This is a genomic window from Cryobacterium tepidiphilum, from assembly GCF_003716325.1.
GTDB classification, from domain to species: Bacteria; Actinomycetota; Actinomycetes; order Actinomycetales; family Microbacteriaceae; genus Cryobacterium; species Cryobacterium tepidiphilum.
Map to the genome: position 1 here is coordinate 19,020 of NZ_RDSR01000016.1, position 18,693 is coordinate 37,712.

Genomic DNA, 18,693 nt, shown 5'->3' on the forward strand with positions numbered 1-18,693 from the left:
GTTCACCGTCCCACGACCACGACAATGGCGACGAACAGGGTTTGAAGCAGCGCAAGCGGCAGCACGATGATCCACGCCACCTCGGCCAGCCGGTCTGGCCGAATGGCAGGCAGGCGATGCCGGAGCGCGACGAAGACGAAGAGCAGCAGCAGGGTCTTCAGGAGCGTCCACAGCCAATCGGGCAGCAGCGGGCCCGCACCGCCACCGAGGAACATGGCGACCGCGAAGGCTGCGCCGGTGGTCAGCAGGGCGTAGCGCCCGGCGAGAACGAGCAACCGATCCACCCCCGAGATTTCGCTGAGGATGCCGCCGGCAATGTCGCTGCCGGCGGCCGTCCCGAAGGGGCTCCAGCTGGAGAAGGCGATGACGCTGGCGCAGAAGATGAGGAAGGCCACCGGCATCCATACGACGAACCAGAGGCCGTTCTGCGCCGCGACGACTTCGCTCACCTGGAGACTGTGTGCGGCCACCGCCGGGGTGACCAGCGCGAACATCAGGGGGAGTTCGTACGAAACGGCCTGGGAGAGGAACCGATATCCACCGATGAGTCCGTAAGCACTGTTCGCACCCCACCCCAGCAGCCACAGCACCGCCCAAAGGAGAACATCCATCGCGTTGAACCAGACGATGCCCACCGGGATGTCGGCCAGGATCCAGGACCCGAACGGGATCACCGCCGTCTTGAGCAGCGCGACCACCACCAGACCGCCGCACCCGACCCGCCACAACAGCACATCGGCCGCAACCGTGCGCCGACGGCGCTGACGGAGGAGTCGCGCCAGCTCGAACACCGGAGACAGCGCGCCCGAGCGCGCTGATCGCCCTTCAGACCGTGCGATCACCATGCCATGCACGCCGGCTCCGACGAGCGCCAGGACGCCGAGCACGACGGCGGCCAGGAGGGCCCAGGCGGGGTTCAACAGACTACTCATGCCGCATGGCTCCGCTTATGGCGAGCGATGCGGTGTCTAGGCTGGCGGCGGCGATGATCAAGCGAGCCGTCGCGACATCCGTGCCCTCAATGAGCGCGGGAAGGGCCCGCAGCAGCTCCTGCTGCGAGGCAACATCGCTCGCCGCATGCCGCTCGGATGCGCCCCCGGCAGATTGAGCGGCTTCGCGAAGCAGATCCAGCATCCGTTCACGCACCGTCACGGGCTCACCGCTTCCCACGGCACCGATGGCTGCAGGGATTCCCCTGAGCGTCCAGCGGAGAAGTCGGGAACGGCCGACCGTGCGCACCAGCGACTCGAGCTGAGCACCCAAGTCGGCCAATGCGGCTCCCACCAGTGCAGCGTCGCGGATCCGCTGGGCGCGAGTGGCAGCAGACGGCCACCCGGCGAGAGCGAGCACCCGCGCGGCTTGGTCGCAGTTCCGCACGACCACCCGCCGCTGCTCGCCTCCTGCCGAACCGTCGGGGGGTAAGCCGACCGGGACGCCGGCCGCCGGGAGGACCTTTGCTTCCGCCTGGCCGATCACGTCGCCGTGCAGAACGCAGTCGACCACGAGGCCCGCGTGCCAGTGCGGGAGCACGGGTCCGAGGGGGACGTGGAGAACGTCCATCTCGAGGCCGTCCCTGTCGGGAGCCCCACTCGCGAGCGGGATCCCCGACGGCCCCGACATCGTCGTGTGGTCGTGCGTCGCCATGCCCGAGTGGTCCATGCCGGGCATATCGGAGTGGTCCATGCCGGAATGGTCCATGCCGGGCATACCCGGGTGGTCCATGCCCGCGTGGTCCACGCTTGAGTGCTCGTCCAGCCCTTGTGGCATGCTCGTCGGCCTGGCCCGTGCGTCCCTCCGTTGCGCGTCATCATCGCCAAGTTCGTCGGCGGCGCTATCCAAGGCCGTCGACACGTCGCGCGTAACGTCGACCGTCACACGAGAGCGTGGCCCCGGCATCTGGGACCAGACCCGCGCGCAGACGCTGGCCAGTTCGTGACCTGGCGCACCGCAGACGACCAGGATGTCGGCGTCGGCGGGTGACGTCGCCGCCTTCCAGCCCCGAAGCCGCAGCTCTCCCTCCACTGCCATCCGAACTTCCGCCCACCCAGGGGTTTCCACCAAGAGCACGTGTACGCGGCGCAGCGCGCCCTGGGCGATGCTGTCTCTCAGACCCATTGAAGTGCGCCCTCCCGCCATGCCCAGATCACGCCGACCATCAGCACGCCGAGGAAGACGAACATCTCGACGACTGCGCCCATCCCGTCTCGCGCGACGATGACGGCCCAGGGATACATGAACAGCATCTCGACATCGAAGGCGAGAAAGAGCAGGGTCAACGGGTACCACCGGGCGTGATAGCGCGACAACGCGTGCTCCTGGGGTTCCCACCCGGAGAGAAAGGGGAGCTGCTCAATCGGATCCGACGCAACGGCGGTGTACTGCGCCACGAGATACAACCCTCCGACCGCAAGCAGCGCGATCACGAGAATCAGGGCAATGCTCACGTAGCCGGACACGTCGACCCCTTCACGATGGTTTCACAGGTGCGCTGCAGCATCTGTCGAGCCGCTGTCCACGCTAGCCCGGGTTCATTCAGACGACAGGGGCGCCAGTGCGCTTATCGTCAGTTGACGACGACATCCCGCCACGTCGCACCCTGGTCCGTGCTGGCCAGAATTCCCTCCTCGGTGGCAACCACGAGCCGCGCGGATGGAGCTGAGGCGTAGGTGAGCGCTTCGGTCACGCCGTTGATCGTGCCGGTGGACGTCCAGGTAGTACCGTCCTGGTTCACCCAGATGGTCCCGTCGACGTCAACACCGATGAGACCGCCGCTCTTGTCATTCAGTGAGTCAACCAGGTACAGCGCCGGGGCATTTGGTACCAGGGCAAAGGTGCGGGCACCGTCGGTGCTCACCGCCAGACCTCGAGCCGTTGTGGCGTAGACCGTGTCGGGCTTGGACGGGTCGACACTCAGATCCCGGGCGACAATCTGGGCGCCGGTGGTCCAGGTCTTGCCGCTGTCCGCACTGACTCGGACGACTCCAGCCATCTCGTCGTACCCGTAGATGCGAAATTCTGGGCCGTCGGCTGCCACGGCGAGATCGTGGAAGTCGGTTTGGCCTCGCAACGAAACGGATGTCCACGTGGCCGCCTCGTCACTGCTCGTGATTAGACCGAGATTCGGAGGGTTCAGCACTGGTTCTTCAGTGGGGTCGGGGTGTCCCGAACCGAACATGAGACCACTCGCCATCGTGAAACCCATGGTGTCCTGCGCTCGGCCAGCAATAGGTCCCTCAACCTCGCTTGCGGGCACGGCTTCGGCATCCAGGGGTGGAAGTCTGAACACGCCGGCGTGGGTAGCAGCGAACGCACCCCCGGAGGTTGGATCGATCCCGATCCCGTGAACGTGGCCGAAGGCGCTGCGCCCCGCAGGAATGGAGGCGGCCGGCGAATCGACGGCTGTCGCTGCGCATCCGCTGAGACCAGCCGCGACCGCGACTGCCGTCAGCACTGCCGTCCAGCGGCGCACTATTAGCGTGCCGCCGGGAGCGAAAGAGTTGAAGCGCTTTTCATCCATTCGGACCTGCCAGCTCGTAGCCGGCCTCTTCGATTGCAGTACGAACCAACGACACGTCAAGGGCTTCGGCGCTGTTGATCCTGACGCAGGATGCGCCGCTGGCGACGAGATCGACGGAGACGCTCTCGACGCCCTCGAGCGCAGAGACCTCTTCTGTGACGCTCGCAACACAGTGGGAGCAGGTCATGCCGGAGACCAGGTAGTCCGTGTGGACCGGAGCTGTAGAACGGGTGGCATCGGGGGTGCTCACTTCGCTGGCGTGGCCGCAGCAACTGCAACCATCGTTAACGTCAGTCAGTCCGAGATCGTTCAGGTCTTCCATCGTGTTCTCCCACTTCCATATCCGCGAGTTCTATTGCACGGGAACATTACGAAAAGAGTATACCCCCAGCGGGTATAGGTTGAGTTAGCAGCGGTGCCCATGGTCAGGCGCATTCGGTCTTGGCCACCCACCTCGTGGGTGAACACCGGATATTCCAGCTCAGTGCACCGGTCACACCGAGTACGAGAGCCACAGCCACTCTTGATGTGGCGCTTCGAGGTTGAGGAGGCCTCCGCCGCGATTCGCGGGCAAAGGGAAGTTTCGCGGCCGGAGAGCAACGGTGATTCGCGGGAGACTAGCGTGCACGTTTCTCCTCCTCCTGTTTCAGAGATCGGTTTTGCGAAGGCGATCGTGCCTTGATCAAACCCCACATTGAGTTGAGGACCGCGGATGAAGGTTGCTCGAGAGCAGGGTAGTCAGCAGCACTCACACGGTTCGACGGCGCGTTCTCCTGTCAAGGCGGCAACGGGCACAGCGCAGGTGTCGCCCTTCCAGGCTTCGAGTCCTTCCTTGATCGCGAAGCCTGCGATGACCAGGGCGGCGATCGAGTCAGCCCACACCCATCCCAGAAGCGTGTTCAGAAGCAGGCCGACGAGAAGTGCTGCCGAGAGGTAGCTGCAGATGAGGGTTTGCTTGGAGTCCGCAATCGCAGATGCCGACCCGAGCTCGCGACCGGTCCGGCGTTCGAACCAGCTCAGGAATGGCATCACGGCCAGACTTACCGCGGCGAGGGCGATCCCGACGGCGCTGTGTTCTGCCTCGCGGAGGCCGAACAGTGACAGGCCGGCATCGACAATCACGTAGGCGGCCAGGCCGAAGAACGAGAATGCGATTATGCGTAGCGCGACCTTTTCACGTTTTTCAGGGTCCGGCGCTGAGAATTGCCAGGCGATCGCTGCCGCGGAGAGAACTTCCACGATCGAGTCCAGGCCGAAGCCGATGAGCGCGGCTGAGGAGGCGACCGTGCCGGCCGCCAGTGCGATGATCGCCTCGACGACGTTGTAGGTGATCGTGATAGCGACGATCAAGCGAATGCGTCGTTTCAGTACCTGCTTGCGGAGCGGCCCCAGTACGCGGACAGGTCCGGTCGTGGTCGCAGTCATGAGCCGGTCCCGCAGCACAGGGGAACGTCGCAGTTACTGTCGGAGCATCTCTCGCCGTCGTCAACAGCGAGTACTACGTCGACCAGTGAGGTGAGTGCCCTGGTCAGGTGCGGGTCGGCGATCTCGTACCGGGTCTGGCGCCCCTCCGGGACCGCTACAACAATTCCGCACCCGCGCAGGCAGCTGAGGTGATTGGACACATTCGACCGGGTGAGGTCCAGGTCGCGTGCCAATCGGGCCGGATAGCCGGGCTCGTCAAGCAGGCTCATCAATATCCGCGAACGGGTTGGATCGGCCATCGCCCGTCCGAGCCGGTTCATGACATCGAGACGTGAAGCAATAGTCAGCATATAGTGACTATACAGCTTAGGATGACTATTGGCTGAGTCGCCGACGACATCCACACGAAGGAACGTATGACTGGACACGATCACTCCCATGTTGCTCCTTCTCACCGCGGACGGCTCGCGGTGGCCTTTGGGATCACTGCGACGATCCTGGTCGCCGAAGTCATTGGCGCGATTGTCACCGGCAGCTTGGCGCTGCTTATCGATGCCGCGCACATGCTCGTCGACGCGGGCGGGCTTCTGCTAGCTCTGGTGGCAGCAACGTTGGTTGCCCGCCCTACAACGGCTCGCCGTACATGGGGGTTCGCCCGCGCAGAAGTGCTCGCGGCCACGGTGCAGGCGGCGATCCTTCTAGCGGTGGGCATCTTCGTGTTTGTTGAGGGCATCCAACGCTTGATCAACCCGCCCGAAATCGCCTCTGGTCAATTGGTCGTTTTCGGAATCATCGGACTGGCCGGGAATGTCGCCTCGATCATCGTTCTCGTCAGCGGGCGCAATTCATGCTTCAATCTGCGCGCCGCGTTCCTCGAAGTCGTCAATGACGCTCTCGGCTCGGTCGCTGTCATCGTCGCGGCCATCATTATTGCGACGACTGGTTGGACACGTGCTGATGCCGTGGTGGCGATGCTCATCGGCGTGCTGATCCTGCCCCGAACGTTCAAACTTCTCCGAGAGACTCTCGACGTCCTGTTGGAGTCGACGCCGAAGGGGTTGGATCTTGACTCGGTACGCAGCCACATTCTCGATCTCCCACACGTTCAGGCCGTGCATGATCTGCACGCGACTCAGATTTCGACGGGCCTTCCCGTTCTCACCGCTCACGTCATCGTTGACGATGAATGCTTCTTCGATGGGCACGCGCCGGCGATGGTTGATGATCTGCAGAAATGTGTGGCGGAACACTTTGCTGTCTCGATCGAGCACTCCACATTCCAGCTTGAGCGTGCAGCCCACGGTGAGCACGAGCACCAGCCGCACGCCTGACCTGATGCCGGCCGTAGGGTCACGGGCGCAGGCCGGCCAGACGAAGCACGGCTGCTAAACCTTCCGGGGTGCCGGGCCAATGTTTCAGGATTGCTGGGCTCGCCGCACGTCGAGTCGCGAATTGCAGGGCGATTGCGACTACGAGCGCGTCGTTGGCGTACCCGAGGAATTTGTATGAAATCGGGTATCAGGTCGAGGGGGGAGAGCAGATACACCAGGAGCACGACGAGCCAAATCCGAACCCAGATCGATACGTCGCGGTCAGCCGCCAACCGTTTCAAAAGCCGACCCACATCCGGTGCCAGGCGCAGCAAATCACGCAGGGACGCTCCTCCAGGATTCCGTCGCCGACAGCTCTGTCGCCGATGCAGGAGCTCGTACTGCTCAGAGCGGAAACCGATGAGCATGAAGCCGTGGGGACCGGTTTCGGTGCGAAAGTATCAAGCTTCTGCTTCTTCGCATCCGGTGCCATCATTGGCGTCCAGCCGGACTTGCTCGGGATGTAAGGGCTGGCCGTCGTGATCGTCGCGGCTGGCATGGTGGAGCTAGCGCTCCTGGGTATTGGAGCGGCCGTCGGTCTGCTCTCAGATGCTTCGCCCGTCAAACGCCGTGCGCCGGCTCATGATCGGATACGGGGCGGTCGGCATGACCTATTTGCTGGGTCTGCTGCTCGGCGCCGGCGCTGTGTGACGTCAGCTTCGTTCGTTCAAAACCTCGACCAGTTGGTCGACGGTTGGCATTCCGGCGAAACCTGTCGGCGTCCTATAGATCCGGCACGCCAGATCCGACGTCCGGCTGCCGGGAAAAGCATCAACGCCATCGATAAGGATCGTCGGGGATCCGGCGAAGGGAAACTCGGCGGCCTCTTCGCTCGACTGCAGCAACCGATACTCGATCGACGTCGTCGGGCGGCCGGTCGCAGCAAGCGCACCATGAACTCTCCGGCCGGCTTCTTCCCAGTTTGGGCATTCCGCAATGTGCAGGATCTCGATATTCACGCTCTCATTCTCACCCGGTTCCCCGGCGGGTGCAGGGAGCCATCCGCGATCAGTTTTTCAGTACCCATTAGCGCCAGTTTCGTCTTGCTCCCTCTGTGACAAGTCTTGAAATGAGGATCCTGGCGAGTGGTCGTAGCATATGTTGTGATCGCCGGGCCAAAGCAACTCGTCACCCAGGCTGCAGCGTTGAGACTGATTAGTACGGTGCAGCGATCACGCCACCGAGCAGTCCGGCGGTGGCGAGTCCAGCGCTCCAGAGGCTCCGACCAGAGGTCAGCCCTACACGGTCTCGCCCGCTTCCATGCGTTGTCGCCACCGCAACAACCGGGTGAGTATGCTCTCGACGGATTCGTCAAATGGGCGGTTGAGTTCGAACTCCACCGGCGCGAGCTGTCGCGGGATTCCTATGAGGGTAGCGGCGAAGCAACCGACCTCCTCGGGAACGTAGCGTCCGACGAAGAGTGTGCCCGCTGCCACCTCGATAGTGCCGGGAGGCAGGCGTCGAATAACCTCGTCGACGATCTCTTGCGCTCTCGGCTTCAGGGCTTGCGCCTCAGCTTCGGTGCGGTACTCCCGCCATTGCATGTCGTCCGGTTCCATGTGTGTTCGCTCCTGAGTCGTCGCAATCGATCTTGAAGCTGGCCCGGTGCTGTGACTGGAGAGCCGGCAGATCATGTGATCCTTCCTAACAGCCCCTCGGGTGCGTCCGTTCCCGCCTTGGAAGACATAACAGCGAGCGCCGACGTGGAGGAACGTCGTCAGGCAGTCCGCGACGCCAAGGAGGGGTTCAGCTGCGAAATGTCGTCCATGCCGGGAACGAGAGGTTTGAGCCAGCGGATACGGTCACGAGACGGCCGACTGCAAGGAGTAGCGCTTTGATGGATTCGCTCATGGACAGCACGCACGGCGCCTACCGCGTTGTCACGGCAGCTTCGCGTTACCTGATCGATTTGGATCGGATGGTAGTCCGCCGAGAGCCGCGTGCAGAGAATCCAGAGGGATCATTGCTAAGGCGTGACGACGAGTTGATCACCCTGCTCGACATTCTCGATTGCACCGTGGGTCGACCGATGCGGCTGCACATTGACCTCCACGTGCTCGGGGTTCCGTCTACGCTACGTTGTTCAACCCCGGTGGTGTCCATTGAGCGTGTGGCTTCGCCGGGGGAGCAGTCCAAGCCATGACCGAGGACATCCGCAGCCTGTCGGGCGCTTGGCGTATCGGCGTCCTCGGTGACACTCATGGCGACAGGGAACATGTCCTTTCCGTTTCCAACACGATGTGGAAGCGGGGTTTGCCCGTGTTGTTGGTTCTCGGTGACTTCGGTTTCCTGTGGCGGGGCCGGAACTGGGACAACGACTTGGACAAGCTCAGCCGACGGCTCGCCAGCCGGGGACAGGTGCTCTACTGGCTCGACGGGAACCACGAGGACTACGGACTGCTTTTGGGCAACTTCCCGGTGTCGGCCGACGGATTGCGCCGACTTCGGCCCAACATTGTTCATCTGCCGGGGGGTTACAGGACGGCGCTTGCCTCGGGCAAGACTCTGGCTGTGCTGGGCGGAGCGAATTCAATTGACAGGTTCCTCCGTCAAGAAGGGGTCACCTGGCCGCGGGAGTCGATCACGGACGAGGACCTGAGAGCGCTCGGTGACGAACATGTGGACGTTCTGGTCGGCCACGATGCCCCACTCAACGTTCCTAGCCTGGACGCCTCGCTGGTCGAGAGAGCTTCCGATTGGCCGCCGGATATGGTCGCTTACGTAGCCTCCGGACGCCAGAAGTTCCACCAAGGCTTCCTGCAGGTGCGCCCACGGCTGTACATGGGTGGGCACTATCACCGGCACATCGACGAATTGGTGGCATTCGGCGACGGCGGTGACCAATTCCGAACTCGGGTGGTGATCTTGGACGGCAACGGACCAGAGACCCTGAGCCAGGGCGTCCTCGATGTGGGAACACTCGATCTGGTGCTTTTCGCTCGGGACGACGATACGGTCACCGAACTCACCGGTCACGCGGATGGGGTGTGGCAGGTGCATACGCGAGAGAGTGTGCACGTGTTCGATCTGAGCGCTCAAACCACCGAGCGGCGGCCCGGCGACGGAGCCGTTCTCCGAGAGAGCGGTTGGCGACGGCTGAGGTCGATAGGGACGTGTCGTGTCGGTGACCGAGGATTCTGGACGGTGGAGTCCGACGATGACTTCTTTGACTACTACTGGGTCCACAGCACTGTGATTGAACGGATCGAACGAGTGAGAGATGAAGGATGAGCGTGGATGCGCTCAGCGGCAATGAAGGCGGCCGATGGCGGGTATGCACGCAGGGTAGCTCCTATGTCTTTGACCTCGACGAGTGGACTGTCACGCGTTTTCCGGGTCCAACGTCCCGGTCCTCGGTCAACGACACTACGCGGCCCATCCGAAGGATCGTGCGGTGTCGCGTGGGGGCGAACGGGTATTGGACGATGGAAGCGGGTGTGCTGAAGGAAGATGAGGACGCCTTTTACTGGGCGTCGACGAGCGTCATCCGGTGCATCGAGCGCATGAATGATCACGCCGGTGGATCAGGGCGCACTGAGCGGGAACCGATGTGAGCAGTTGGGATGAGGTGCGCGCCCTCGGTGTCACCTTCGGCGTTGACGGCGAAAACCTCCTCGACCACGCGGAGGCCCGAAGAGTCTCAGCGGAACTTTTGATCGAGGCATTTCATCGGGCGGTGGATCTCGGTCATGAATTCCGTAGGCGAGGACAGCTGCCGCCATTCGAGGCTTTCGAAGCTCTCCCGCTGGGAGTTTTGGATTTGCGTGTCTTCGACCAAGGTGCGTGGTGGGTCGACGTGCTGCGGATCCCGCACCGTATCTGCCTTCCGGGATCATTGAGCGATCATCACTTGCGCAACATCATCATCTATCTCACCGATCGCGCTGAGGCGCATTACGCCGCGTACTCGCAAGCGTTCCCGTTGCGACGAAGCTCGTCCGATCCAGCGGAGTGGCTGGAGCAGACCGTCCTCATGAGTGCGCTAAGAGAAGAAGCACAAGCGCGAGGCGTGACTACTTAACACGCGCACTTGGGCAGAGCGAGCCGCTGGGCGAGCGTCGTGATCCAGCGCCTTCAGGAGGGCCGCTGAGTCACATCGTCAATCACTCACGTCCCCGTTGCAGAGAGCCTTCCGTTCGCGTCGCCGCGCATGAGTCTTTTGGGCGGCTCGACCTCCGCCCGAAAGGACGGACGTCGTGGCGCGAGACGACGCGTGCAGCGGGCGGCACCTTGGCAAGCTCGATGAGCACTGGCTCGACGAGTTCGCCAATTTGGAGCGACATGTAGAGCTGCGAGGAGCTATGCCTCGGGAGTCGAAGAATCAGACCTCGCAGGTTTCAGGAGAGGCTCGTTTGGCGGGATGGGTACGTTATCAGCGTCGTCGAGCCGTACGCGGGATCTTGCCGGACTGGCAGCGTGAGCTGCTCGAGCAAATAACTGGGTTTCTGTGGGATCCGAGCAACGAAAACTGGAGCCGGCACTTGGCGACGTTGACGGCATTTCTTGAGCGGGAAGGGCGTGTGCCTCGGTACCGATCGTCAAACGCGGAGGAGCGGAGGCTCGCTGCTTGGGTGCACAAGCAACGTCATCTCCACGGGCGCGGCGAGCTCCATCAGGTGAGGGTTGACGCCTTGAGGCGTCTGCCGTTTCGCATTGTTTAGGCGCGCCCGCCGATCGAATTATGTCTTCCGAACCGGGAAGACATCGGAAGGGTTTTGCCTACGGTCAAGAATGTGCAGTCTTCCATCGGAGTATCCCGCCCGCCTCATGTAGCCGCAACGCGACCGGCGACGTCGCGATGGCCGGTGTATTTCAAAAGCGGCGATTCAGTTTTCTACGACAGCTTCGGAAGAGATCTCAGTGACTGCTTCTCCGACAAACGACCCCAACGCGGGTATCCGGCGGCCCCAGTACATGAGATCGGTGAAGGTCATCATCGTTTCGCCCCGCATGATGCGCTGCAGGCGCTCATAGCTGAGACCAGCCGGCAGATGCTCCTTGTCGCAGTATGCCTTGAGGTCAGAGTGGTGATCCAGGACATACTCACGGACTTTGTTCGCGATCGCGTGTTGGAGCTCCGCAGCGGCCTGCTGGGGCGAACTGACCTCCGCGCCGAGGCGGGTGCTGGAATTACCGAACTTCTTGCGGTTGGACGCGTAGGAGCGTGGCACGAAGACAGCGCCGCCCGGCTTCGGTGGTCTTGGCATGAAAGAAGTGTACCGAGTATGCACCGGAGACAGGCGTTTATCGACCAATTAGAACCGCATTTCGGCCATTCAGCTTCAAGATGCACCGCTTCTTGTCTTCCATGGCGGGAATGTGCCGCACACGAACATTGGCATGACTACCCCCAACAATCGGTCAGCACCCGTCGACGCCAGCGCCCCTGCAACATCGATCCGTCCGGCCGGCCCGTCACAACATGCGGAAACGCGACGGCGGATACACGCCTGCCCGGCGGTGAGTTACGACAGCTCTGCCAGGCTGCTGCGCTTCAAGGAGGGGACGGATGACGAAGGGGTGGCGGCCGCCCGGATGACGTTGCGCAGCGAGCCGGCAGGTGACGAAGCGCGCGCCGCGATGATCGCGGCGCGTTCGTCGATGCCCGCCTCGAGCGCGAAGAAGATGACCGAATACGTTCCTGACCTGCCAGCTGAGCAGGTGAACGTGATTCGCCCGTTCGTCGAGGACGCCATCACCCTGGCTCTCCCACAAAACAGTTACTCCGTGGAAGCGCTGCTCGGGCCCTGCATGCACTTCGTATACTGGGCGGTGTTCGTGGTCGGTGCGGACCTCGACGCGTCCATTATCTTCGACCGAGAACTCATCGAGCACTACGTTCGCGAGTCTCTGCCCGAGTTGGCGGAGGGAACTCGGCGAAATCATCGTGCCTGGCTGTTCCGAGTCGCGGAAGCAGTGAACCCCGAAGCGAACCCGCGCAATCCGATGCCGCTGAATGAGCGAAGCCTGGACACGCCATACGACGATGACGAGCGCACCGCGTTGGATCATTGGGCTGCAGGGCAAGCGACCCCTTACATGCGACAGGCCGCCACAGTTTTGATCGCGCTTGGGACCGGCGCCGGTCTCAGCTCGGGTGAGATTGCCACCCTTCGCCGCGAATCAGTGACGGAGGGCCCGGATCGGGTCGTCAGCATCGAGCTGCCAGGTGAGGACAAGCCCCGGATTGTCCCGGTCACCGCTCGCTACGAGAAGGCACTCGCCAAGGCAATCAAGAAGGTACCCGCGGGGGCGTTCGTGTTCTTGCCGAACCGCACGCGCACCGGCAATGAGGTGGTCAGCGCGTGGGTGGCCCGCTCCCTGACTCCACCCGGCACACCTACAGTCCGGGTGCGCCGAATGCGCAATACCTGGCTCGTTACCCACATGGCAAACCGCGTTGACGTGCTGACGCTCATGGAAGCCGCCGGCCTGCAGTCGCTGGAATCCATCTCCCGGCTCGCGGCCTTTGTTCCGCGGCCGTCCGAGGACGCCCGCACCGCTCAGTTGCGGGGCACCAAGTGAGCCGCCCGACTCACGAGAGTCAGCACAAACAGGCCGAAGAATGGATGATCAAGTCCTTCGGAAGTCGCATGGGCGACTACCTGACGCACTCACGCCGTGAACCGCTCGGGCTCGCCGTCGTAGAAGTGGACCGTGTCCTGAAAGCGTCAGGCGTGCGGAGAATGCTCACCGAATGGCGCGCCGAAGACGTCAAGTCCCCGGCGGGCCGTAGACCAATTCTCGATGCCACCGCAGCTCTCAGCCTGATTCTGCTTCAGATCCGGCTCGGCCGACCCACCCTCATCACCGAACTGGCGCAAACCCTGCTGCAGCTGAGCTCCACACAACGTAAGATCTTGCATCTCACCCACGACGGCAACGATGAACGGGCCTATGAACGCATCTGGGATGCCGTGCAGCGCCTGATACGTCTCGTCGACGAGTTCCCAGGCCGCCGCGACAAAGTTCTCACCGAGGCGGAGTACCGCGAGACGGTCGCCGACCGCGACCCGGTGCTATGCCGCGTCCGTAGGAAGCGGATGCACACGCTTGCCAACGCTCTTGTCCACGCAACCTGGCTGCTGCTCCCGTCGGAGCTCCGCGACCGATTCCACGGCAACACCGCCATCGACGCCACGTTCGTGCCGCTATACGGAAAGTCAGGGAACCCATCCTCACGAGTGCTTGACGGCGACCGCCGCACCGCGAACCCCGACGGAGGATGGTACCGGCGAGAAGGCGACCACGGGGCGGTATCTCATGCCGATGCGCGCTTCCTCAATAAGGCACGACCGGACGGAAAGGTGAAGGGCACCTCGACCAGGAAACTCAGTTGGGGGATCGAGACCGAGATCGCACGAATGACGCCGAACCATCCTTCCGAAATCGACCAGTTCCCCCTGCTGACCACAGGCCTCGGTTTCCACATCCCCGGCGCGATCGCCGGAGAAGGCCTGCAACTGCTGACATCCCTCCATGATCGAGGCCACAAAATCAACCTCTTCATCATGGACCGGGCATACCCGGCAGCCATCTACTCCGAGTTCCACGTTCCGGCCCGGCTTCTCGGCGCAAAACTCGTCTTCGACTACAAAGACAAGGACCTGGGAGTCAAAGCCCACCATCCGGACGGCTTCGTGCAGGTGTCCGGAAGCTGGTACCTGGACAGCCTCCCCGAAGTACTGCGAACGGCTGACGCCACCGTCCTCACCGCGAGAAAGAAGCACGGGGAAAGTGCCGGCAAGCTCGCGAAGGCCGAAGCGGAGTACGAAAAGAAGACGCGACCGGCGAAACGCCACATCGACTCTGACGCCCTGCAAAAGGCAGAACAAGCCCTGAAAGACGCCCGGAAACAGTACGGTCCAGGCGCCCGTGCCCTCGCTCAGGCCGAAGACCTCTACAAGAAGCAACTCAAGCGCCGCGCCCACTATCAGCTCAAGAGCAAGGGGCACATGAGCGCCGACGGAACCCGCAGGTACTTGATCCCCGAACCATCCACGGAGAACGGTCACCTGAAGACCCCGCACCGGTATCAGCAGAAGACCGTCATGATGAAGCTGCCGGTGGGCGTGCCCGAAAAGGACAAGAACCCTGGCGGCCTGAAGCACGAACAATACTTCCCCTACGGGGATGAGCAATGGAGCGCCGCCTACGGCATGCGCAACGGCGTCGAATCAGTCAACCGCAACCTCAAACGTAGCCAGTACGAAGACATCGCCAACCCCGACAAACGCGCCGTGCGCGGCAACACCTTCACCTACCTCGTAATCGCTCTGGCCACCGTGGTCGAGAACCTGCGCCAGATCCTGAGCTTCTATAAGCGCAAACTCGCGCTCGACCGCGTGACCCCGAAGAACCGCGATATTCCGAGCACGTTCTGGCAAAGCGACGGACCAGCCGTCCGACTGGAGGACGGTTCGCAGCCGCCAGGCTAAACAGCCTCAGTAGCCGAAACACCCCCGCGTATCCGCAACACCGACGACATCGGCGTGCCTGAAATCATTCAGGCACGCCATTTTTGGTTTAACGCCGCGTCTCGCAGTCCAGCCGCACCTCGCACAAACGGGGTCGGGGCATTGAAAAAGGCCGCCCAGCCGAAGTGCCAACTGTTGCGACCTATTTTCCGAACGAAAGCCCGGAATTCTCCGAACTACCCACTGTGTCCGAGGGGGGACTTGAACCCCCACGCCCTATACGGGCACTAGCACCTCAAGCTAGCGCGTCTGCCATTTCCGCCACCCGGACTGAGTGATCGGCGCCCGACTCACGTCGGCCACCGAGGTAATAACCTAGCACGGATTGCACAGCGCTTGGAACGCGCCGGGGAGCCCCGGCTGGCGCCGTGGCGGGCCCCGGTTCGGTAGCGTGTGGGGATGCCTCCCCTCGCTGATTCACCCGACGCCGCCGTGCCCCGCACCCGCACCGATGAGGAGCTCGACCTCACCGCCGTCATCGCTCGTGACCTCATCCGCTTCGACACCACCAACTACGGCGAGGGCCGGTCGAACGGCGAAACGGATGCCGCGGAGTACGTCGCGGAGAAGCTCCGCGGCCTCGGTCTCGAGCCAGAGCTGTTCGACTCGGAGCCCGGCCGCACCAGCGTCGTCGCCCGCGTGGCCGGCCGGGACTCCTCGAAGGGCGCCCTCGTCGTGCACGGGCACCTCGACGTCGTGCCGGCGGACCCCGCGAACTGGAGCGTGGACCCCTTCGGCGGCGTGATCAAAGACGGCATGCTGTGGGGCCGCGGCGCCGTCGACATGAAGAACATGGACGCCATGATCCTGGCCGCGCTCACCGACATCCTCGGCTCCGGCCGGCAGCCGGCCAGGGACCTCGTCATCGCCTTCTTCGCCGACGAAGAGGCCGGGGGAGTGCTCGGCTCGCATCACCTGGTGAAGAACCGCCCGGAGCTCTTCGCCGGCGCCACCGACGCCATCAGCGAGGTGGGCGGATACTCGGTGGACCTCGGCGGCCAGCGGGCCTACCTGCTGCAGTCGGGCGAGAAGGCGCTCATCTGGATCAAACTGATCGCCCGCGGCGACGCCGCCCACGGTTCGCGGCTGATCCGCAACAACGCGATCACCAGGCTGGCCGAAGCGGTCGCCGCGATCGGCCGGCGCGACTGGCCGATCCGCCTCACCGACACCACCACACAGCTGCTCGGTGAGGTCGCCCGCATCCTCGGCGTCGACCCGCAGACCACCGCCCCCGACGAGCTCGCCCTCGCCACGGGAACCGCGTCCGGGTTCATCCAGGCGAGCCTGCGAACCACTACGAATCCGACGCTCCTGCAGGCCGGCTACAAGCACAATGTGATCCCCGACACCGCGGAGGCACTCATCGACATCCGTTCGCTGCCCGGCGAGGAAGACGCGGTGCTCGCCGAAATCGCCGAACTGGTGGGGCCGGACATCGAGATCCACACGATGCACCGCGACATCGGCATGGAGACCGAATTCCAGGGTCCGCTCGTGGACGCTATCGTGGAGACCTTGGGCCGGCATGACCCGGGAGCACCGGTTCTTCCCTACCTGCTGTCCGCCGGCACCGACAACAAGGCCTTGAGCCTGCTGGGCATCAAGGGCTACGGGTTCGCCCCGCTGAAGCTTCCCGCCGACTTCGACTTCCCGGGGATGTTCCACGGGGTAGACGAGCGCGTCCCCCTGGATGCCCTGGTCTTCGGCCGGCGTGTGCTGACCGACCTGCTCCTGAATTACTAGCGAGGACATACCGAGTGGACTTCATCAACGCGATCATCCTCGGCCTCGTCCAGGGCCTCACCGAGTTTCTGCCTGTTTCCTCGAGCGCGCACATCCGCATCGTCGGGGAGTTCCTGGGCACGGGAGCCGACCCGGGCGCCCGGTTCACCGCCATCACCCAGATCGGCACAGAGCTCGCGGTTGTCCTCTATTTCTGGACCGATATCATCCGCATCATCGCGAGGTGGGCCCGCTCGCTCACGGGATCCGTGCCCAGGGACGACCCCGATGCCCGCATGGGCTGGCTGATCATCGTCGGCTCGATCCCCATCGTCGTGCTGGGCCTCGTGTTCCAGGACCAGATCGAGACGACGCTGCGGTCCCTGTGGATCACGGCGGTCATGCTCATCGCGTTCGGCATCCTCCTCGGCATCGCCGACCGGGTCGGCGCCCGCAACCGCCGCCTGAAGGACCTCACGGTCGGCCACGGAATCATCTACGGTTTCGCGCAGGCGCTCGCACTCATTCCGGGAGTCTCGCGCTCGGGCGGCACGATCACGGCCGGCCTCTTCATGGGGTACGAGCGCCGGGCCGCCGCGCGCTACGCGTTCCTCCTGGCGATCCCCGCCGTCCTCGGCAGCGGCTTCTATCAGGTGTACAAGTCCGTCGCCGAGCCGTGCCAGGCCGGTGCGGGCAACTGCCTGCCCGAGACGTTCGGGCCGGTCGAGACCCTCGTCGCCACCATCGTCGCTTTCCTCGTGGGGCTCGTGGTGATCGCGTTCTTCATGAGCTACATCTCGAAGCGCAGCTTCCTTCCATTCGTCATCTACCGCATCGTGCTCGGCGTCGTGCTCATCGTCCTGCTGGCGACGGATGTCATCTCCGCGTAGCTAGGCTGGTTCCATGCGTGCATGGCAGCGACCGGATATCCCCACCCTCCCTGGCCGCTCGGCAGCGCCCCGCATCCACGACACTGCGTCGGAGCGGCAGGTGGAGGCGGGGGAGACCCACGCCGCGCGCCTGTACGTCTGCGGCATCACCCCATACGACGCCACCCACCTTGGCCACGCCGCCACCTACCTGGCATTCGACACCCTGCAGCGGGTCTGGCGTGACGCCGGGCTCGCCGTGCACTACGCGCAGAACGTGACGGATGTCGATGACCCGCTTCTCGAGCGCGCGGCGGCGACGGGCGTCGACTGGCGCACCCTGGCGGAAGAGCAGGTCGAGCTGTTCCGCGCGGACATGGAAGCCCTCGCAATCATCCCCCCGTACCACTACGTCGCCGTGACCGAGGTGATCGACGAGATCGCGGCCGCCGTCTGCGCGCTCTGGGATGCCGGCACCGCGTACGCCGTCGACGCGCCGGACGCCCTTCCCGCACCCGACGGGAAGCCGGGTTCGGACATCTACTTCGATATCGCCGCCGCCGCGGCGACCTCTCCCTGGCAGGTCGGCGACGAGAGCAACCTCGACCGCGAGACGATGCTGGCCCTGTTCGCCGAGCGCGGGGGAGACCCGGAGCGACCGGGAAAGCGTGACGCGCTCGATCCGCTGCTCTGGCGCGCGGCACGGGCCGGCGAACCGGCGTGGGAGTCGCGGGTGGGAGCGGGCCGTCCCGGCTGGCACATCGAATGCTCGGTCATCGCACTCCAAGAGCTCGGCACAGATTTCACGGTGCAGGGCGGCGGCAGCGACCTGATCTTCCCGCACCACGACATGAGTGCCGGCCACGCTGCCGCGTTGTCGGGGCGTCCGCTGGCGCAGGTCTTCAGCCACGCCGGCATGGTGGCCTACGAGGGCCACAAGATGAGCAAGTCCCTCGGCAATCTCGTGTTGGTCTCCCGGCTGCGGGCCGACGGCACCGACCCGCGGGCGATTCGCCTTGCGCTGCTGGCCCAGCACTACCGAGCGGACTGGGAGTGGACGGACGCGCAACTCACCGACGCTGAGGACCGGCTGCAGCGCTGGGAAGCCGCGTTCGGAGGCACTGCCACGGTGGGCAGCCGGGACAGCATCGACGTGCTCGACGCGCTGCGCGCGGCCCTCACCGACGACCTCGACACACCACAGGCGTTGGCGGTGACGGATGCCGCGGCGAACGCGGGCGTCACCGACCCGGCCCTGCTACGCGACGCGATCGACGCACTCCTCGGCATCCGCCTCTGAGCGGTTTCTC

At 63.9% G+C, this 18,693-nt stretch carries 20 protein-coding genes, 1 tRNA gene and 1 pseudogene; 10 read left to right on the top strand and 12 right to left on the bottom strand.

Going from position 1 to position 18,693, the window contains the following annotated elements; genetic code table 11:
* Positions 1–2: 2 nt before the first annotated feature.
* The 7 genes from EEJ31_RS09910 to cmtR all read right to left on the bottom strand — a co-directional run bounded on the left by EEJ31_RS09910 (position 3) and on the right by cmtR (position 5,292).
* Positions 3–932: a complex I subunit 1 family protein gene (locus EEJ31_RS09910; RefSeq protein ID WP_123046144.1), complete on the bottom strand. Its 930-nt coding sequence runs from the start codon at positions 930–932 to the stop codon at positions 3–5.
* The gene (locus tag EEJ31_RS09915) at positions 925–2,028 is read right to left on the bottom strand and encodes a hypothetical protein (protein WP_148040161.1); all 1,104 of its coding nucleotides are present in this window, start codon (positions 2,026–2,028) and stop codon (positions 925–927) included. Before EEJ31_RS09915 ends, EEJ31_RS09910 begins: the two co-directional genes overlap by 8 nt.
* A 77-nt stretch (positions 2,029–2,105) precedes the next feature.
* Positions 2,106–2,456, bottom strand: a complete 351-nt coding sequence (locus EEJ31_RS09920; protein ID WP_199727325.1) for an NADH-quinone oxidoreductase subunit A — start codon at positions 2,454–2,456, stop codon at positions 2,106–2,108.
* Between the two features lie 107 nt (positions 2,457–2,563).
* Positions 2,564–3,517: a F510_1955 family glycosylhydrolase gene (locus EEJ31_RS13755; RefSeq protein ID WP_148040162.1), complete on the bottom strand. Its 954-nt coding sequence runs from the start codon at positions 3,515–3,517 to the stop codon at positions 2,564–2,566.
* Positions 3,510–3,839 (bottom strand): heavy-metal-associated domain-containing protein, encoded by a 330-nt coding sequence (locus EEJ31_RS09930; RefSeq protein WP_123046147.1) that lies wholly within the window; start codon positions 3,837–3,839, stop codon positions 3,510–3,512. Before EEJ31_RS09930 ends, EEJ31_RS13755 begins: the two co-directional genes overlap by 8 nt.
* A gap of 416 nt (positions 3,840–4,255) precedes the next feature.
* Positions 4,256–4,942: a cation transporter gene (locus tag EEJ31_RS09935; protein WP_123046195.1), complete on the bottom strand. Its 687-nt coding sequence runs from the start codon at positions 4,940–4,942 to the stop codon at positions 4,256–4,258.
* Positions 4,939–5,292 carry a Cd(II)/Pb(II)-sensing metalloregulatory transcriptional regulator CmtR gene (cmtR, locus tag EEJ31_RS09940; RefSeq protein ID WP_123046148.1) on the bottom strand — a complete coding sequence of 118 codons (354 nt, stop codon included), beginning with the start codon at positions 5,290–5,292 and terminating at the stop codon, positions 4,939–4,941. The genes EEJ31_RS09935 and cmtR overlap by 4 nt, the downstream gene beginning before the upstream one ends.
* A 66-nt stretch (positions 5,293–5,358) precedes the next feature.
* On the opposite strand from cmtR, the gene EEJ31_RS09945 reads away from it, so the two are divergent.
* Complete coding sequence (locus tag EEJ31_RS09945; RefSeq protein ID WP_123046149.1) at positions 5,359–6,273, top strand: cation diffusion facilitator family transporter; 915 nt, start codon at positions 5,359–5,361, stop codon at positions 6,271–6,273.
* 203 nt (positions 6,274–6,476) lie between these two features.
* Here the strand turns inward: EEJ31_RS09945 and EEJ31_RS14305 are convergent.
* The 3 genes and pseudogenes from EEJ31_RS14305 to EEJ31_RS09960 form a co-directional block, all read right to left on the bottom strand.
* A pseudogene (locus tag EEJ31_RS14305) lies at positions 6,477–6,680 on the bottom strand (hypothetical protein); the annotation flags it as partial.
* A 285-nt stretch (positions 6,681–6,965) separates the two neighbouring features.
* A complete protein-coding gene (locus EEJ31_RS09955) occupies positions 6,966–7,271 on the bottom strand; it encodes a thioredoxin family protein (RefSeq protein ID WP_123046150.1) in 306 nt (101 codons plus the stop codon).
* A 279-nt stretch (positions 7,272–7,550) separates the two neighbouring features.
* Positions 7,551–7,871 (bottom strand): hypothetical protein, encoded by a 321-nt coding sequence (locus tag EEJ31_RS09960; protein WP_123046151.1) that lies wholly within the window; start codon positions 7,869–7,871, stop codon positions 7,551–7,553.
* A gap of 290 nt (positions 7,872–8,161) precedes the next feature.
* Here EEJ31_RS09960 and EEJ31_RS13760 point away from each other — a divergent pair, with 290 nt between their 5' ends.
* From EEJ31_RS13760 to EEJ31_RS14310, 4 genes are all read left to right on the top strand, one after another.
* A complete protein-coding gene (locus EEJ31_RS13760; protein ID WP_148040163.1) occupies positions 8,162–8,455 on the top strand; it encodes a hypothetical protein in 294 nt (97 codons plus the stop codon).
* Positions 8,452–9,543, top strand: a complete 1,092-nt coding sequence (locus tag EEJ31_RS09965; RefSeq protein WP_123046152.1) for a metallophosphoesterase — start codon at positions 8,452–8,454, stop codon at positions 9,541–9,543. The genes EEJ31_RS13760 and EEJ31_RS09965 overlap by 4 nt, the downstream gene beginning before the upstream one ends.
* A gap of 319 nt (positions 9,544–9,862) precedes the next feature.
* Entirely contained in the window at positions 9,863–10,333 is a 471-nt protein-coding gene (locus tag EEJ31_RS13765; RefSeq protein ID WP_148040164.1) for a hypothetical protein, read from the top strand.
* Positions 10,334–10,613: 280 nt separating this feature from the next.
* Entirely contained in the window at positions 10,614–10,973 is a 360-nt protein-coding gene (locus EEJ31_RS14310; RefSeq protein ID WP_407643234.1) for a Helicase associated domain protein, read from the top strand.
* 165 nt (positions 10,974–11,138) lie between these two features.
* Here the strand turns inward: EEJ31_RS14310 and EEJ31_RS09975 are convergent, their stop codons facing one another.
* Complete coding sequence (locus EEJ31_RS09975; protein ID WP_148040165.1) at positions 11,139–11,519, bottom strand: hypothetical protein; 381 nt, start codon at positions 11,517–11,519, stop codon at positions 11,139–11,141.
* A gap of 253 nt (positions 11,520–11,772) precedes the next feature.
* Between EEJ31_RS09975 and EEJ31_RS09980 the strand changes: the two genes are divergently transcribed.
* Together EEJ31_RS09980 and EEJ31_RS09985 are read left to right on the top strand one after the other, a co-directional pair.
* Positions 11,773–12,837 carry a site-specific integrase gene (locus EEJ31_RS09980; protein WP_123046155.1) on the top strand — a complete coding sequence of 355 codons (1,065 nt, stop codon included), beginning with the start codon at positions 11,773–11,775 and terminating at the stop codon, positions 12,835–12,837.
* 68 nt (positions 12,838–12,905) lie between these two features.
* Positions 12,906–14,750 (top strand): hypothetical protein, encoded by a 1,845-nt coding sequence (locus EEJ31_RS09985; RefSeq protein WP_148040167.1) that lies wholly within the window; start codon positions 12,906–12,908, stop codon positions 14,748–14,750.
* A gap of 225 nt (positions 14,751–14,975) precedes the next feature.
* On the opposite strand, the gene EEJ31_RS09990 is transcribed toward EEJ31_RS09985, so the two are convergent.
* Positions 14,976–15,060: transfer RNA gene (locus EEJ31_RS09990), tRNA-Leu, on the bottom strand.
* A gap of 128 nt (positions 15,061–15,188) precedes the next feature.
* On the opposite strand from EEJ31_RS09990, the gene EEJ31_RS09995 reads away from it, so the two are divergent.
* Genes EEJ31_RS09995 through mshC form a run of 3 tightly spaced genes read left to right on the top strand, consistent with a single transcriptional unit; the run spans position 15,189 to position 18,683 of the window.
* Positions 15,189–16,535, top strand: a complete 1,347-nt coding sequence (locus tag EEJ31_RS09995) for a M20/M25/M40 family metallo-hydrolase (RefSeq protein ID WP_123046157.1) — start codon at positions 15,189–15,191, stop codon at positions 16,533–16,535.
* Positions 16,536–16,549: 14 nt separating this feature from the next.
* Complete coding sequence (locus EEJ31_RS10000) at positions 16,550–17,404, top strand: undecaprenyl-diphosphate phosphatase (protein ID WP_123046158.1); 855 nt, start codon at positions 16,550–16,552, stop codon at positions 17,402–17,404.
* A 13-nt stretch (positions 17,405–17,417) separates the two neighbouring features.
* Complete coding sequence (gene mshC / locus EEJ31_RS10005; protein ID WP_123046159.1) at positions 17,418–18,683, top strand: cysteine--1-D-myo-inosityl 2-amino-2-deoxy-alpha-D-glucopyranoside ligase; 1,266 nt, start codon at positions 17,418–17,420, stop codon at positions 18,681–18,683.
* The last annotated feature ends 10 nt before the right edge of the window (positions 18,684–18,693 follow it).